Source organism: Polyangium sp. 15x6 (genome assembly GCF_029960785.1).
GTDB lineage: Bacteria > Myxococcota_A > Polyangia > Polyangiales > Polyangiaceae > Polyangium.
The window spans coordinates 15,298-29,277 of sequence record NZ_JASBQE010000098.1 but is presented as its reverse complement, the minus strand read 5'-3'; the positions used below and the strand labels follow the sequence as shown (position 1 = coordinate 29,277).

12 protein-coding genes are annotated in these 13,980 nt (G+C 67.6%); 6 read left to right on the top strand and 6 right to left on the bottom strand.

Features of this window, described 5'->3' with window-relative positions:
* Nucleotides 1–29: 29 nt before the first annotated feature.
* Together QHF83_RS42650 and QHF83_RS42645 are read right to left on the bottom strand one after the other, a co-directional pair.
* Nucleotides 30–734 carry an aspartyl/asparaginyl beta-hydroxylase domain-containing protein gene (locus tag QHF83_RS42650; RefSeq protein WP_282423841.1) on the bottom strand — a complete coding sequence of 235 codons (705 nt, stop codon included), beginning with the start codon at nt 732–734 and terminating at the stop codon, nt 30–32.
* Between the two features lie 53 nt (nt 735–787).
* Nucleotides 788–1,621 (bottom strand): iron-containing redox enzyme family protein, encoded by an 834-nt coding sequence (locus QHF83_RS42645; protein WP_282423840.1) that lies wholly within the window; start codon nt 1,619–1,621, stop codon nt 788–790.
* 96 nt (nt 1,622–1,717) lie between these two features.
* Here QHF83_RS42645 and QHF83_RS42640 point away from each other — a divergent pair, with 96 nt between their 5' ends.
* Both QHF83_RS42640 and QHF83_RS42635 read left to right on the top strand, forming a co-directional pair.
* Nucleotides 1,718–3,508, top strand: coding sequence for an NAD(P)/FAD-dependent oxidoreductase (locus tag QHF83_RS42640; protein WP_282423839.1), 1,791 nt, complete (start codon nt 1,718–1,720; stop codon nt 3,506–3,508).
* Nucleotides 3,505–5,283, top strand: coding sequence for a S53 family peptidase (locus QHF83_RS42635; protein WP_282423838.1), 1,779 nt, complete (start codon nt 3,505–3,507; stop codon nt 5,281–5,283). The genes QHF83_RS42640 and QHF83_RS42635 overlap by 4 nt, the downstream gene beginning before the upstream one ends.
* 355 nt (nt 5,284–5,638) lie before the next feature.
* On the opposite strand, the gene QHF83_RS42630 is transcribed toward QHF83_RS42635, so the two are convergent.
* Nucleotides 5,639–5,944, bottom strand: coding sequence for an NHLP leader peptide family RiPP precursor (locus tag QHF83_RS42630; protein ID WP_282423837.1), 306 nt, complete (start codon nt 5,942–5,944; stop codon nt 5,639–5,641).
* Between the two features lie 87 nt (nt 5,945–6,031).
* Entirely contained in the window at nt 6,032–7,150 is a 1,119-nt protein-coding gene (locus QHF83_RS42625) for a hypothetical protein (protein ID WP_282423836.1), read from the bottom strand.
* A gap of 431 nt (nt 7,151–7,581) precedes the next feature.
* Here QHF83_RS42625 and QHF83_RS42620 point away from each other — a divergent pair, with 431 nt between their 5' ends.
* The 3 genes from QHF83_RS42620 to QHF83_RS42610 are packed head-to-tail and all read left to right on the top strand — an operon-like array spanning nt 7,582 to nt 10,133.
* Nucleotides 7,582–8,847 (top strand): AAA family ATPase, encoded by a 1,266-nt coding sequence (locus QHF83_RS42620; protein ID WP_282423835.1) that lies wholly within the window; start codon nt 7,582–7,584, stop codon nt 8,845–8,847.
* A gap of 1 nt (nt 8,848) precedes the next feature.
* The gene (locus QHF83_RS42615) at nt 8,849–9,649 is read left to right on the top strand and encodes a hypothetical protein (protein ID WP_282423834.1); all 801 of its coding nucleotides are present in this window, start codon (nt 8,849–8,851) and stop codon (nt 9,647–9,649) included.
* Between the two features lie 28 nt (nt 9,650–9,677).
* Nucleotides 9,678–10,133: a hypothetical protein gene (locus tag QHF83_RS42610; RefSeq protein WP_282423833.1), complete on the top strand. Its 456-nt coding sequence runs from the start codon at nt 9,678–9,680 to the stop codon at nt 10,131–10,133.
* Here the strand turns inward: QHF83_RS42610 and QHF83_RS42605 are convergent.
* Together QHF83_RS42605 and QHF83_RS42600 are read right to left on the bottom strand one after the other, a co-directional pair.
* Complete coding sequence (locus QHF83_RS42605) at nt 10,099–11,481, bottom strand: hypothetical protein (RefSeq protein ID WP_282423832.1); 1,383 nt, start codon at nt 11,479–11,481, stop codon at nt 10,099–10,101. The genes QHF83_RS42610 and QHF83_RS42605 overlap by 35 nt on opposite strands.
* Entirely contained in the window at nt 11,472–12,512 is a 1,041-nt protein-coding gene (locus QHF83_RS42600; protein WP_282423831.1) for an ornithine cyclodeaminase family protein, read from the bottom strand. The genes QHF83_RS42605 and QHF83_RS42600 overlap by 10 nt, the downstream gene beginning before the upstream one ends.
* Before the next feature lie 174 nt (nt 12,513–12,686).
* Between QHF83_RS42600 and QHF83_RS42595 the strand changes: the two genes are divergently transcribed.
* On the top strand, nt 12,687–13,970 hold the full coding sequence (locus QHF83_RS42595; RefSeq protein WP_282423830.1) for a hypothetical protein: 1,284 nt from the start codon (nt 12,687–12,689) through the stop codon (nt 13,968–13,970).
* The last annotated feature ends 10 nt before the right edge of the window (nt 13,971–13,980 follow it).

Below are 13,980 nucleotides of genomic sequence, written 5' to 3'. Positions count from 1 at the left end.
TGTTCTTCCCTCCCCTCCCCTTCCTCCCGCTACTGCTGCGCGAGTCGCCAGAGCAGATACGCGTCCGACTTCATCGCCTCGGGGATCGACTCCATCGGATCCCGCGACAAACGGGCGATCGCCTCGGGATCTTTCGCGCCTTCTTCCGGCGTGCCCGCGGCGACGAGAGCCTCGACCGCCGGCGCGGGCGGCAGATCGACCATGAGGTGAATGCGCGGGGGACCCAGGTTTTCCGCGCCGTGCGGCACGCTGTTGTTGAAGGCCCACGCGGTGCCCGCGGGCAGATGCAGGAAACGACCCGCGACGCAGAGGCGCGCGGCCGGCGTCGTGATCAGCGGGACGTGGAAGCGGTGGTGCTCGTCCCAGTGGGGCGTGTTGTCGACGTGCAGATGGATGCGCGAATCCGGCGGGCTCAAGCCGAGCCACGCGGAGACGGGGCGCGCGGGGAACGCCGTGTCGAGCAGCTCGCGCAGGCGCGGAAGGGCCTCGAGCGCAGGCGCATCGATGCCGCCTCCGCTCGTGAGACGACTGCCGGGCCAGCCTCGCTCTTGCCCGCCGCGCAGGATGCAGAACGAGGTGCCGAGGTGCCACTTCCACTGGCTCGGCAGCCACGTGATGTCCGTCGCCTCGATCTCGGCGACGATCGACGCGACGTCGATCGCGAGCGGAAGCCGCAGGAAACGATAGGCCTTCGAAAGCGCGCGCGGGCTCGGGACGTGACGCCTCTGGTACATCCGCTCTTCCCTGTCGAGAGGCCGAGCATCGCAGCCGAGGCGGGCCCCTCGTGTCAAGTTTCGAGCGCGACGCGAAACGGCTCGAACATCGTGGAGAGATCGTCGTCGCGGAGAGCGGCGTCGCCGCGCGCGCGCTTCCCGATCCGGGTGGTCTCGTAAGCGGCCCGCGTGATCGCCTCGCGCTCTCCATGCGAGAGGCCGGCCGCGAGCGTGACGATGTCCTCGACGTGATCCGCGTCGGTGCCCGCGGCGCTGTGCACGCGCAGGCACCGCGTCGCGTCGACGCCGCGCGGGAGCACGGCTTGCACGGCGCGCACCTCGGCCGCGCTGCGCGTCGCGGCGAGGCGCTCGAGCGCGAACGCGTACCCCACGCACCGCGCGGGATCTCCTGGTCCACGCACGAGCGACGTGAAGAAATCCACGAGCGCCGCCGCGGTCTCCGGCACGTGCGCGGCGACGAGCGCGCGGGCGTCGTAGCCGAGCGACGCGAGATCTCGCAGCGCGAGCGCATCGTGCCCGTGCTCGTCGCGCGACTTCTCGTGCGCCCACGCCGCGAGCGCCGCGCGCCCCTCGGCTTCGAAGCGCGCCGCGGCCTCGATCATGAGCGGCGGCGTCGCGTGGGTCGTATGAAAGTACCCCGCGAGGCGATGGATCCAGCCCGTGAGCGTGAGCTCGCGCCGCGGCGGCGCGGGCCCTTCGCGTTGCGCGACGCCCACCGCGCCGTCGAGCAGGTTCCGCGTCGCCGCGAGGCTCACCGGCCCCTCGGGCGGCACCGAGAACGGCCCTCCGAAGGCCAGCGCGTCCTCGTGCAGGAAGGCCCGCGTGCTCGTCGCGACCACGATCTTTCCTTCCGCGATGCGCGCCCACGTGATGTCGGAACCCTGCACGATCGGCGACTCCTCCCCGGCCCTCGGAGAGCACGGATACCCCATCGGGCGCGAAGCTTCCAGGCGCGCGCGCCGCGTGATAATCGAGGCCGAATCATGGGCATCGAGCATCGCGACGTGGTCGTCCTCGGCGGAGGTCCTGCGGGCAGCACCTTCGCCGCCATCCTCAAAAAGTACGAGCCGAACCTCTCGGTCACGGTCCTCGAGAAGGCGCGCTTCCCGCGCTACCACATCGGCGAATCCCTCATCCCCGCGCTGAACCCGGTCCTGCGTGACCTCGGGATCTACGACGATCTCGGCCGCGCCGGCTTCATCCGCAAGATGGGCATCACCTTCGTGTGGGGCCGCGATCGGACGCCCTGGGACGCCGACTACCTCAAGCTCGGCGACGTCCGGCTCCACGAAGGCGCCGAGGTGCTCAACGTGCTCGGCCAGGATTTTTCGAAGCTCCTGCGCCGGCCCGAAGAGCGCGACGAGACGTTCAACGCCTTCAACGTCCGGCGCGCCGAGTTCGACCACATGATCATGAACCGCGCGCGGGACTTCGGCGCCGACGTGCGCGAAGGGACGCGCGGACGAACCATCCACAAGGACGCAGAGGGCCGCGTCACGGGCGTCGACTGGGAGGACGATCAGGGCCGCGAGGGCACGATCGAGACCTCGTTCGTGCTCGACGCGAGCGGGCAAGGCACGCGCTTCACGCCGGGCGGCCGCGTCTTCGATCCGCACATGAACAACTACGCGGTCTACGGCTACTGGTCCGGCGCCGAGTGGAAGATCCTCTACCGGGGCACGCACGACCGGACGAACGTGTTCATCTGCTCGGTCGACAAAGGCTGGATCTGGTACATCCCCGTCGCTCGAGACCTCCTCAGCGTCGGCGTCGTGACGAACACGACGCACTTCAAGGACGCGCTCCAGAACCAGGATCCCGAGTCGTTTTACCACGAGACGATCCAGGGCTGCCCCGAGGTGCGCGGCCTGCTCTCGCGCGCCACCAACCGCGACGATTTCATCGGCGGAGGCAAGCGCATCGCCGTCACCCGCGACTGGTCGTCGTGGGCGAAGAGCCCCACGGGACCGGGCTGGGCCACGGCCGGAGACGCGGCGATCTTCGTCGATCCGATCCTCTCGTCGGGCGTGACGCTCGCGATGCAGAGCGGTCATCGCGCGGCGTACACGTACCGCACCGCGCGCGCACGCAAAGAGCTGCCCGAGGACGCGCTCTGGCGCGCGTACGCCGACTACATCCGCGGCGAGGCGGGCTCGTTCCTCCGGCTCGCGCGCTACTTCTACGGGAACAACCGCGCGGCGCCGTCGTGGTGGTGGGAGGCGCAGCGGCTCGTGAACGCCTCGGGCAAGCTCGCGGTCGACGATCGGCAGGCCTTCACCATGGCGAGCGCCGGGTTCTTCCCGACGCTCCGCGCCGTCACGGACGACACGGTGATCCCGCTCGTCGCGGGCATCGCGGGCCTCCAGGGCGACGTGTACAACGTGTTCTACGACGACGGCTTGCCGCCGCCCGCGGAGCTGCCGAAGCATGCGATCGAGCACCTCGCGCCCTTCCGGCTGGCGCTGCGCACCGAGCCCATGGCGAGCGAGGGCAAACCGACGGGTGAGCTCGACGTCTTCTACGATCTCGTGAGCGACGACGCCGACTTCACGCATCGCACGCACGCGGCGCCGAGCAAGATCGCGCCCGTGCTCGGCCCGGTCGTCGACGCCATGGGCCGCCACCGCGAGGTCGCGACGCTGCTCGCCGAGGCCCCGCGGCTCCTGCCCGAGGGATACGCGTCGCCCGACGCCATCCGCGCCGCGACGCTCTCCGTCGTACGCGCCGCCGCGAAAAAAGGATTTGTAAAGCTCGCGCCCGGGGCCTCGGCTTGAACGCTTACGCTAGCGACGAGCTGACCCTCGTCTTCGTCCTGCACGAGAACGATCGGGAGTCGATCCGGCGCGCGGCGGAGGCGGCGAGCCACCCCGACAACCACAAGCGCGCGCGGCACCTCGAGCGCGAGGAGCTGCGCAAGTTCGTCGTCCTCCCCTCGGACGAGCGCCGCGCCGTGCTCGAGTGGCTCGAAGAGCACGGCATGCCGCACATGGACGTGCGCAGCGTCTCGGGACAGACGATCTTCGTGAAGACCACGAAGGAGGCCGTGGGCCGCACGTTCGGCGCCGAGTGCCGGCGCTGGCTCGACGAAAAGGAGAAGGACGAGCGCGCGCTCACGCCCATGGAATGGCCGATCCCGCGACAGATCGCGCGGTACGTCCAGTCCGTGAAGGTCCGGCAGAGCGGCAACCGCGCGCGCAGCACGATGGTCGCCGACGCGGGCTCCGAGCACCCGATGCAGTTCCCCACGCTCGAAGGCGCGCGCGAGAGCCGTCCCGAGCCCGGCTTCGGCTTGACCCCCGCCGACGTGCGCCAGATCTACCGCTTCCCGCCGATGAGCGAGCTCGACGGGTCCGGCGAGACGATCGCGCTCTTGATGCTCGGCGGCGCCCTCGAAGAGAGCGATCTCCACGCGTTCTGGGACGCCCACGGGATCCCGCATCCGCCGGAGATCAAGACGTACCACGTGGGATCACGGCCCTCGAAGGTCACGAGCGCGAACAAGCTCTACACGCTCGAGGTCGCGATGACCGTCGAGTGGGTGGGCGCGATGGCGCCGGGCGCGCGGATCCTCGTGTACTTCGTCGATCCGATGGTCATCGCCGATCCGTGGGTGACGTTCCTGCTCAAGGTGATCGGCGACCGCGAGAACATGCCGACGATCGTCTCGACGAGCTGGATCACGCCCGAGCGCAGCTACTACCGAGTGCACGGGCGCCGCGTCGTGAGTGGCCTGCTCGATCAAGCTGCGGCCATCGGCGTCACGGTGATCAGCGCAGCGGGCGACTGGGGCGCCTTCGACGGCGTGCCGCGCACGATCAAGGACGGGAGGTACGTCGGGGACGCACCCTGGCCTCACGGGGTCTTCCCGGCTGTGGAGGAACGTGTGCTCTCGGTCGGCGGCACGATGATCACGGGTCGCGCGCCGCTCACGGAGATCGCGTGGAGTGGGCCGCCGCCTCCTGGGCTCGGCCGCGTGCTTCATTTCGTGCGGCTCGCGTCGAGTGGTGGGTTCAGCCGCGAGGTGCCCATTCCGAAATGGCAAACCGACGCGATGAAGGGCTGGTATGCCCGCGGCGAGGGCGAACCTGCCGTCGTCCCCTATGGCCGCGGCTTCCCTGACGTCGCGCTCATGGCCTCGGGATCGGCCGTGCAGCGCGCGCCGGGCCAGCCGCTCACGATGCAGGGCTACCAGGCGGTCGCGTGTGGACAGTGGGTCGACTACGCGGGCGGCACCAGCGTGGCCGCGCCGATCTGGGCAGCCATCGTGGCCCTCATGAACCAAGCTCGGCGCGCAGCTGGACTCGGACGCGTCGGCTTCGTCAACCCGCTGCTCTACGCGCTCCGGAAGGAAACCCCGGCCCCTTTCCGCGAGATCTCCGAGGGCAGCACGGACGTCGCCATGAACGTCCTCAACGCCCACGGCAAGGCCGTGATCCACAAACTCTCTGGCTACTCGGCCGCCCCTGGCTGGGACCCTGCGACGGGCCTCGGGGTGCCTGACGTGACGCGCCTGATCGAGCTCGTCACGCGCCAAGGCAGGAAGGCGTAGCGCCGGGGTTTCACCCCGGGCCCCAGCGGGGGCTGTCCGCCCCCTGCACCCCGGACCAGGCACGGCCTGGACCGAGGGTGCAAAAACCGCGCGTTGCGCGGTTTTTGCAACGGGCCGATGCAAGACCGGCGACGACGTTGCCAGTCAAGACCGCAGCGCGAACGTGTCTGTTCGAGGGTGGAACGTTGCCGCCTCGACTGGCAACGAGGGCTTCGGGTCTTGCCACGGGCCCGTCGGAGAAACCGCGCGTTGCGCGGTTTCTCCGCCTTCGGTCCAGGCCGTGCCTGGTCCGGGTCCAGGGGCGGAGAGCCCCTGGTCGGGGACCGGGGTGAAACCCCGGCGCCCACGCTTCACATCAGAACCCAGGATCGTAGTCGTGCAGCGGCGACGTATCGAGGGGCAACACCGACACGTCTCCGGACGGAGCGGACGGCAGGACGATGTGACGGCGGTCGTGGGTGTTTTCGACGACGACGAAGCGCACGCCGGCGGGGATTTTGAAGCCGAGCTCGGACAGGACTGCGTTGGGGTCGTCGATCAGCTTTTGGCGGAACTCGGGGTCCTGCCAGGCTCGGAGGACGGCGCGATCCCAGACGGCGAGGTTTGCCATCTCGTCGGCCGACATTTCGATGTGTTTCGTGTAGGTGGTCTTGTTCGTCATCGGAAATTGTTCCCCGTTCACGGCGGACGACGCAATGCGCCGAGGATACCCACCGGAGGGGGGCTCGTCACGTAGTTCCAACGACTTTTAGTCTGCGAGCAAAGTTTCGAGCTTGGCGCGACCGCGGGCGGGCTCGGGGTTTTGTGACTCGATCAGGGCGCGGAGCTGGGCGATTGCGCGGCCTTCGTGGATCGCGAGACGTGCTTGATCCACGCCTCTGGCGAGCGAGTCGACTTTGCCCATCAGCTTCAGGCTTGCGGCGGCGTTCAGGAGCAGCACGTCGACGATCGGGCCTTCGACCTTCCCGCCGAGGGCGCGGGCCAGGATGCGGGCGTTTTCTTCGGCTGTGCCTCGGGAGGCGATGGCTTCGAAGGGGGCTTCGCGCAGGCCGGCGTCTTCGGGGCGGATCGTGTACTCGCGGATCTCGCCGCCGGGGAGCAGCTCGGCCACGTGGGTTGGGCCGACGTTTCCGATCTCGTCCAGGTAGCGACCTGGGTGGGCGCGGGATTCGGCGCAGGGGACCAGGGCGCGCTCGTAGCCGAGGTCTCGCATCACTTCGCAGACGATGCGGACGAGACGGGGCTCGGGGACGCCGGCGATCTTGTGACGTTCGCCGACGTGGCGGACGAGGGGGCCTCCGATGTGGAACGACGTGCCGATGCGGATCTGGCTGATCACGCGGGCGAAACCGCTCGTCATGAAGGCGCGTCCGACGACGGAGGTGAAACCTAGGCGGCAGGTCTCGGTGCTCTTCACCTGGGCTTCGCCGGGGGCGTCGAGGTCGACGCCCCAGAGGGCGAACATGTCGGCGGCGCCGCTGACGCCGGTGAGGGCGGGGGCGCCGGGTTTGTGGACGTAGAGGCCGCAGGCGGCGGCGAGGACGGCGGCGCCGCTGGAGACGTTGATGGTCTTGAGGGCGTCCATGCCGACGCCGGCGATGCTGAGGGGGGGCTCCGGCGAGCGGACGACGTGGGGGAACCAGAGGCGCCACTCGTCTTGAAAGGCCTCGACGACGCCGGTGAGCTCGGCTTGGGACTCGCCTTTGGCGCGGAGGGCGGCGATGAAGGCGCCCTGGTGGAGCTCGGGCTGCTCGTTGCGCCAGATCTGGCGGTAGGCTTCGCGGACTTCGTCTCGGGTGAGGTCTTCGCGCTGCTGGAGCTTGACCACGAGGCGGCCGAAGGCGCGGAGCTTGTCTTCGTCGGGCATGGGTCGGGGGAGCGTAGCCGGATCGCGACAAACCGAGAAGGGGGGCCTCGGGAGGGGAAGGCCACGGGAGAACGGGTTCTCAGCGGGGCTCGGGGGAGGGAGCGGAATTGAAAGATGTTTTACAGAGGGGGACGGTGGAGGGAGGGCTCGGTCTGAACCGGTTCTGTCGAGGGGCTCAGGGGAGCGGGCAAAATTGAAAGATGTTTTACAGAGGGGGACGGTGGAGCGAGGGCTCGGTCTGAACTGGTTCTGTCCCGGGGCTCGGGGGAGCGAGCAAATTTGAAAGATGTTTTACAACAGGGGACGGTGGAGCGAGGGCTCGGTCTAAACAGTTCTGTCCCGGGGCTCGGTAGAGGGAACAGGAAGGTTGAACGGGAACGGCGAGGCCGGGAGGTAGGCCCCCTGCCCTGCCGTGTGCGATGCTGCGCGCGATGAGCGACGCGACCCCGGAGACGACGACACAGGCCCCCGACGGCGGGAACGGAATCCCCGGGCCGCGGCTCCGGCGGCTCAAGATCAACAAGTTCCGGAACGTGCGGCCGACGGAGCTCGTGTTCGACGACGAGTGGAACGTCCTGCTCGGGAAGAATGGGACGGGGAAGACGACGCTGCTGGAGTTGATTGCGGCGACGATTCGAGCGGATTTGAAGGCTTTTGAGGGCCTTGATTACGACCTGGAGGCGAGGCTTTCATTCGGGCCCGTCGAGGTGAAGTGGTCCGTCAAGAACTCGGAGCCGATCATCGTCCCCGAGCGTGTAGAAAGTCTGCCGGCGCTCGAGCATTCACCCCAGCGTCGATTTCGCGCAGAGCTCTCCGGGGGCCTTGGAAGCAGCGACATGACTGGTGACGAACGCGGAATCGACGGGCACTTTGGCATGCGAGCCAGAAGCCGGGCAGGTGGATATTCGCTATTCTATCTAATTCTATTACTTGGCTACCCTAACCTTTTAATCACACAACCCCGATTTCGTGAGAGCGCGGAGGCGGCAGCCATGTCCGGGGACGTGCATCGCTTTGATGAGATCCTGACACTTTTCCAGCAAATTGGCCCCAATGGCGACGTGACCCTCTCTACTCTTGAAGGCCCCTTCGGGCGGTCCCTTGCAAGCCCCGAGCTCGTGAAAGTATTCGGCGATTCGCTCCAGAGCGCGGACGAACGCATCTCGGTCGAGCACCATAACCTGCCTTTCTTGCGCCGGTTCGTGGATCTGACCGGTTTTTCGAGCGCATCGCTCCACCTCGAACTCCTCCAGCGAGACGCCTCCGAAAAGAAGCCCTATGCCTTGTTCGGGAGACCCTCCTTCCTCTTCCGACGCCACAACGGCGAAGAGCTCCGCGAACAACACCTGAGCTTCGGCCAGAAGCGGCTGCTCTCGTTCCTCTATTACCTCACCATTTCAAACCCCGTCGTCGCCGACGAGCTCGTCGACGGCCTGCACTACGACTGGATCTCCGCCTGCGTCGATGCGACCCGAGGCCGCCAGAAGTTCTTCGCGAGTCAAAATCCCCTCCTCGTCGACCACATGGGCTTCAAGAGCCGCGAAGCCGTAAAATCGCGGTTCATCCGCTGCTCGCTCGAAGGCGACGAGATGATCTGGCAAAACTTCACCGACGAGGAAGCGGACGACTTCTTCGTCGCGTATCGGACCGGCATCCAGGCCGTCAGCGAGGTCCTCCGGCAAAAAGGGCTCTGGTGAGATGCCGGTCCTCCGCATCCTCGCCTTGAGCGAAGACGGGTCGGACCACGCGCACGCAGTGGTCGTCGCGCTCTCCAAGTCGATGCTCAAGATCGTCGACCCCGCGGTGCAGACGCAAAGGGAAAAACTCCGGTTCGACGAAGAGCGAGGCGACGGGCGGCGCGCCATGCGCATGAACCTCTGGCGCAGCACCAAGGAGGAGCACGAGTCGGACATTCGCAAGCTCATGCGGGCCATCGTCAGCCAGCTCCTGATCGAGGACGACGACGGACGGCCGAGCGGATTCGTGTTCCTCCACTACGACGGCGACGAGAGCTACGGGGACCGGGACAGAAGCGACGCGCGACGCCACTTCGCAGAATTCCGGTTGAAAATCGAGCAGCAAATCAAAGCGGAGCGCAACGTCGGAGGCGAAGAGCTCGCGCGCATCATGAGTGGCCTCGTCGCGATCGAGCCGTTCTACTGCATCGAGGCGTGGACTTACCAGCATACCGAGATCGCCAAGCGGATCTGCGCCCGCGGCTGCGGCAAGCACCTCGGCGCTTTCGACGACTGGGCGCAGGATCGACGCCTGCTCGACGAGATCAGGAAGCCGTGGGAGGACTCTTGCCTCCGCAAGGCCCACAACGTCGAGCTGACGGGCCCCGGGTACCCCGCGGAGGCCGTCTGGGAGGCGGGGAAGTCCTTCTACGAGGCCGTCGATCGGATGACCGGCTGTCCCGCTCTGCTCGACGCGCTCCGGCGAACCTACATGCAGGCCGGCTCGCCTCCAGCGCTGTCGCCTCGGAAGCACGTCGAATAGAGCTGCACGCGTTCTTTCGGTGGGACCCATGTTGTGCTTCCTGGACGGCCGTTCGTTCGATCCCGCACACCTCAGCTTTCGTGAGATGGGAACCGGCGGCGTGCCCGCGGAGCTCTTGCACGAGGTGAAGCTCGTGTTCGGACGGGACGAGCTCGTCGCGCTCCTGTCTCCCACGTATGCCGAGTTCGTGAGGGAGCTCGACCTCGACGTGAAGCTCATGCACGACGCCGATGAAGACGAGCAGGCCTACTTGCGCCATGCGGCGCTCGCGGAGCTTTTCGACGGTGCACCGAGCGCTCTGCCCGGGCTCATGAGAGATTCCTTGTGGGACGACCTGTTGGGCCTTTGTTTCGGAAAGAATTCGATCGAGCGCTGCACGCACGTGCTGGATACATTCGTGTCGCTGGAGCTCTGCCGGTCCGACGTCGTGATCGTCGCCACTGCGTTCGTCAAACGGCAGCCGGCGCGAGGAACGGCACCATGAACGCCCCGGCGCGCGTGTTCATGACCCGCGTCCCGCGCTGACCTGGCTCCACCACGTGGGCACGCAGGATGGTCGGGCCGGGGACGCGGCCGTCCACGTGAAAGGGGCAAAAATCGATCTCGATCTCCCGCTCGACCATCGCGCCGTCCTCCGCGATTTCGAGCGCGGGGATCACCGGGTATTCCACACGCCGCTGAAAGACGAACCCTCCCCGGCTGCGCTCCTCCACGAGCCGCTCCCATTCCCCGCGTGATAGCGCCGCGCCGAAGACGACACCCTCTCCAAACGACGAATCCGTGGGCTTCGCGATCCACGCCCCCCGCTCCTCCAGCACCTCCCGGCGCCGCGTCGGATCGAAGGCGAGGTTCACCGTATCGGGCACCGTCTCGCGAAGCAGCTCCACGTCCTCCGGCGCAAGACCGAGCGCAGCCACCACGGAGGCATCCCCGAGCAATGCAAACGTCTCCTTCGACGCGGTGAGAAACGCTCCGGTCGAATTGACGATCAGGTGCTCCTCCGGATGCGCGTACACCGTTTCGTAATCCGTCACGTCGATGCCGCGCTCGTGATAGGTGTCGAGATACACGGAGTAGCGCCAGATCATATCGACCTCCGCGCCCCCGACCGTGGGTCGGCCAGAGGCGAGCTTCACCTCCGGCGGATAACAAAACACGATGTCGACATGCTCGCCGTATCGCTCGCGCGCGGCGCGCTGGTATTCCCTCGCCACGTGCGGGACTTCGCGCTTGCCGGCGTAGCCGTGCTCGGAGACCAGGGCGATCCGTCGAGGAATGCGGCCCGGGTAACGCGCTCGATACTCGTGGAAGAGCCACTCCACGACGTGCGGGGCGAGGAGCCGCGGCTCGTACGGGATTCCCAGCGCGCCCAGGAACGAGCCGGCCATCCGCTGATCCACGTCGTGGTAATGCAATCCGAGGGGCGCGGCCTGGTTCACCTCGATCGCCGTGCAGCGGCCCCTCGCGGGATCGAAGAACGCGTCGACGCGGCGCAGCCGACGCTCGACGGAGCCCGTCGATTCGAACGTGCATTGACGCACGAGCCGATCGCTGCCCTCTTCCAGCGAGCTCCGCAAGCGCTGGAGCAGGGCCTCCCCTCCCCGGCCGCGGGCGTGATGCTCCAGGCGCACGAGCGCCCGGACGAGGCATTCCACCTGGCGAAAGGCATGTTTCACCCGCGCGGCGTCGAGCTCCAGAGGAACGAGGAACGGCCGGCCTTCTAGGGGGTACTCCGCGGCGCGCCCCATTTGCAGGCTCGCCTGCACGATGCCGGCGCGCCGCGCTCGGGAGAGGCGTTCGAGCCGAGCGCGCGCCTCGTCCTTCAGATCCATTCCGGGGAGCTCCACAGGCGCAGCCGTTGTCCGACGCCACGCTGGAGCGCCTCTTCATAGACCCGATCCGCGACGAGGATGTCTTCGAACGCGAGCCCCACGGGCGAAAAAAAGATGCTCTCGTCCCGGGAGGTGCGCCCTTCGCGCTGGCCCGCGAGAATGGGCCCGAGGTCCTCCACGCGGCTCTCCGGAATGACCCCGTGCGCCACCGCGAAAGCGTGCGTCTGCACGTTGCGGCTCTTCACGTCCGCCCAGCGATCCGCGACGATCCGGTCCATCCGCGCGAGCAGCGACGCCTCCACCTCGAATCCGCCGATCGAGAAGATCGTCACCCCGCGCTCGGGTATCCATCGATCCTGCACGACGGGGCGGTCGTCCCGCGAGACGCAGGTGACCACGAAGGGAGCGCCGCGGACCGCCTCCTCGGCGGTCGCCACGGAGCGAATGTCGATCTCCGTTCGACGCGACATCTCCGCGGCGAAGCGCTCTTTCGAGGCGCCCTCCGCATATACGCGCGCGCGCCGCAGCTTCGGGAGGGCCAGATGCAGCCCGAGGAGCTGCGTCCGCATGTTCACGCCCGCCCCGATGAGGGCGATTTCCTCGGTATCGGCGGGCACGAGCTTCTGGGCCGCGAGCATCGATACGGCGCCGGTGCGCGTCGCGCTGATCACCTGCGCATCCATGACGGATCGCAAAAACTTCGTTTGCGCGTCGAACAAGGTGATGATCCCCGCGGCGCGCGGCAGCCCGAGCGCCACGTTCGCGGGCATCGATCCCATCGATTTGCAACCGAGGATCTCCCTGCCCTCCGACAGGACGAGCGAAGGCATGAAGTTGAGAAACCCCACCTCGGGCTCCGGGGCGGGCCGCGGGTGCCTCATGGATGCCTTCGTCGGTTGAACGACGCGCCCCTCCAGCAGAAATGCGAAGCCGCGCTGCACGTCCTCGCTCGCCCGCCTCACATCGGCGCCCCCACAGGCGACGACGTCCTCGAGCGACAAGAAAAGCACCTCACCGTCGCGTTGCTTCATGATCGACGCTCCGCGAATCGAGTTGCGAAGATACCGACGGGCAGGTATGTGGGTCAAGCGCGAATACGTTCGCAATGCGGATGGGTGGGAGGTGGTGTGAGCACGTTACCTATCGGAACCATTTCGTGGACACCGCCCGAGCCTTCGCGCCTCCTGGCTTCTTTCCGGGAGCGCATGCGGCGGACCTCGTGGTCGGACCTCGCGCCGCGCACGTTGTGGAGCCCCGTCGAGTCGCCGGCCGACGCGGTGCGAGCCTTCGAGCGAAAGCTCCAGGCGCTGTATCGCGCGCACCTCGCGGTGCTCACCATGGCGCTCGTGGAGCCACCGCCCTCGGAGCCGGAGCTCGTGCGAATGACGCGCGCGCTCCGCGCGGTGGTACATTTCTACCAGGGCTGGCCCATCCTCGAAGAAGCCGAGCGGACGCGGCTCTCCGAAACGGCGCTCCGCGAAGCGCCCGTGTCTTTCCTCTTCGGGCGCCCGGACATCGTGATGGGCGAAGAGGGGCCGCAGGTGGCGGAGACCAATTTCGACACGGCCGTCTCGGGGTACGAGAAGCCCGATGATCTGTGGACGCAGAGCGCCGAGCTCTTCGAGCTCCCGAGCGCGCTGCTGCAAAGCGGGCGCCCCCTCGCCGGCCTGAAGGACTATTTCACGGAGCTCGCCGAGGCGCGCCCGCACCGGATTCACTGGGTGAGGAGCGCCGCGGCGGCGCCCGAGTGCGAGCCGATTCTCGCCTACCTGAACCAGAATCCCCACGGCATCCAGCACTTCGCCCACTACGCCGGCGAGCCGAGCCCATCCTATTCACCCGCGCTCCCGGGCCACATCCACCGCGCGTGCTCGCTTTATACCGTGAACAAGGCGCGGGACGCGTTCACCGACACCCTGCGCCCGCTCGTGCCGACGGTCGCGGGCTCGACGGTGCCCCTCCGCCTCGCCGCTCTGCAATCGAAGCTGCTTCTCGCCTGCCTGAGCGATCCACGCACGAGGCCACGAAACCTGACGCCGGAGGAGCAGGACGCCGTGGGCACGTTGATCCCGGAGACCCGGCTGCTCGACCTGATGAGCGGCGCGGAGCTCGACCACGTCAGGCGCAATCGCGGAGATTTCATCCTCAAGCGGGCGGACTCGCACATGGGCCGGCACGTCTTTTTCGGTTGCGCCGTCGAGCAAGACGAATGGGAGCATTGGCTCCGCGAGCTGCCCGCGCAGCCGGCGGAGCGTGGAGAGCCGCCCTCCCTGTGGCTCGTGCAGAGGCGCGTCCGGCCCCGCGAATACACCTTGCTGGAGTTCACCGACGAAGGTCCCGTGGAGCGGCGCGCCGCGCTCGTCTGCTCCCCTTACCTCTTCGGCGGGCGCCTTCGAGGATTCGAGACCTGGCGTGTCCCGTTCGTGCCCGAGCCCGACATGCTGAATCAGGCGACGTTCGTCGGACATTTCCTTCGCTCTGCGGAGTGAGGGCACATTG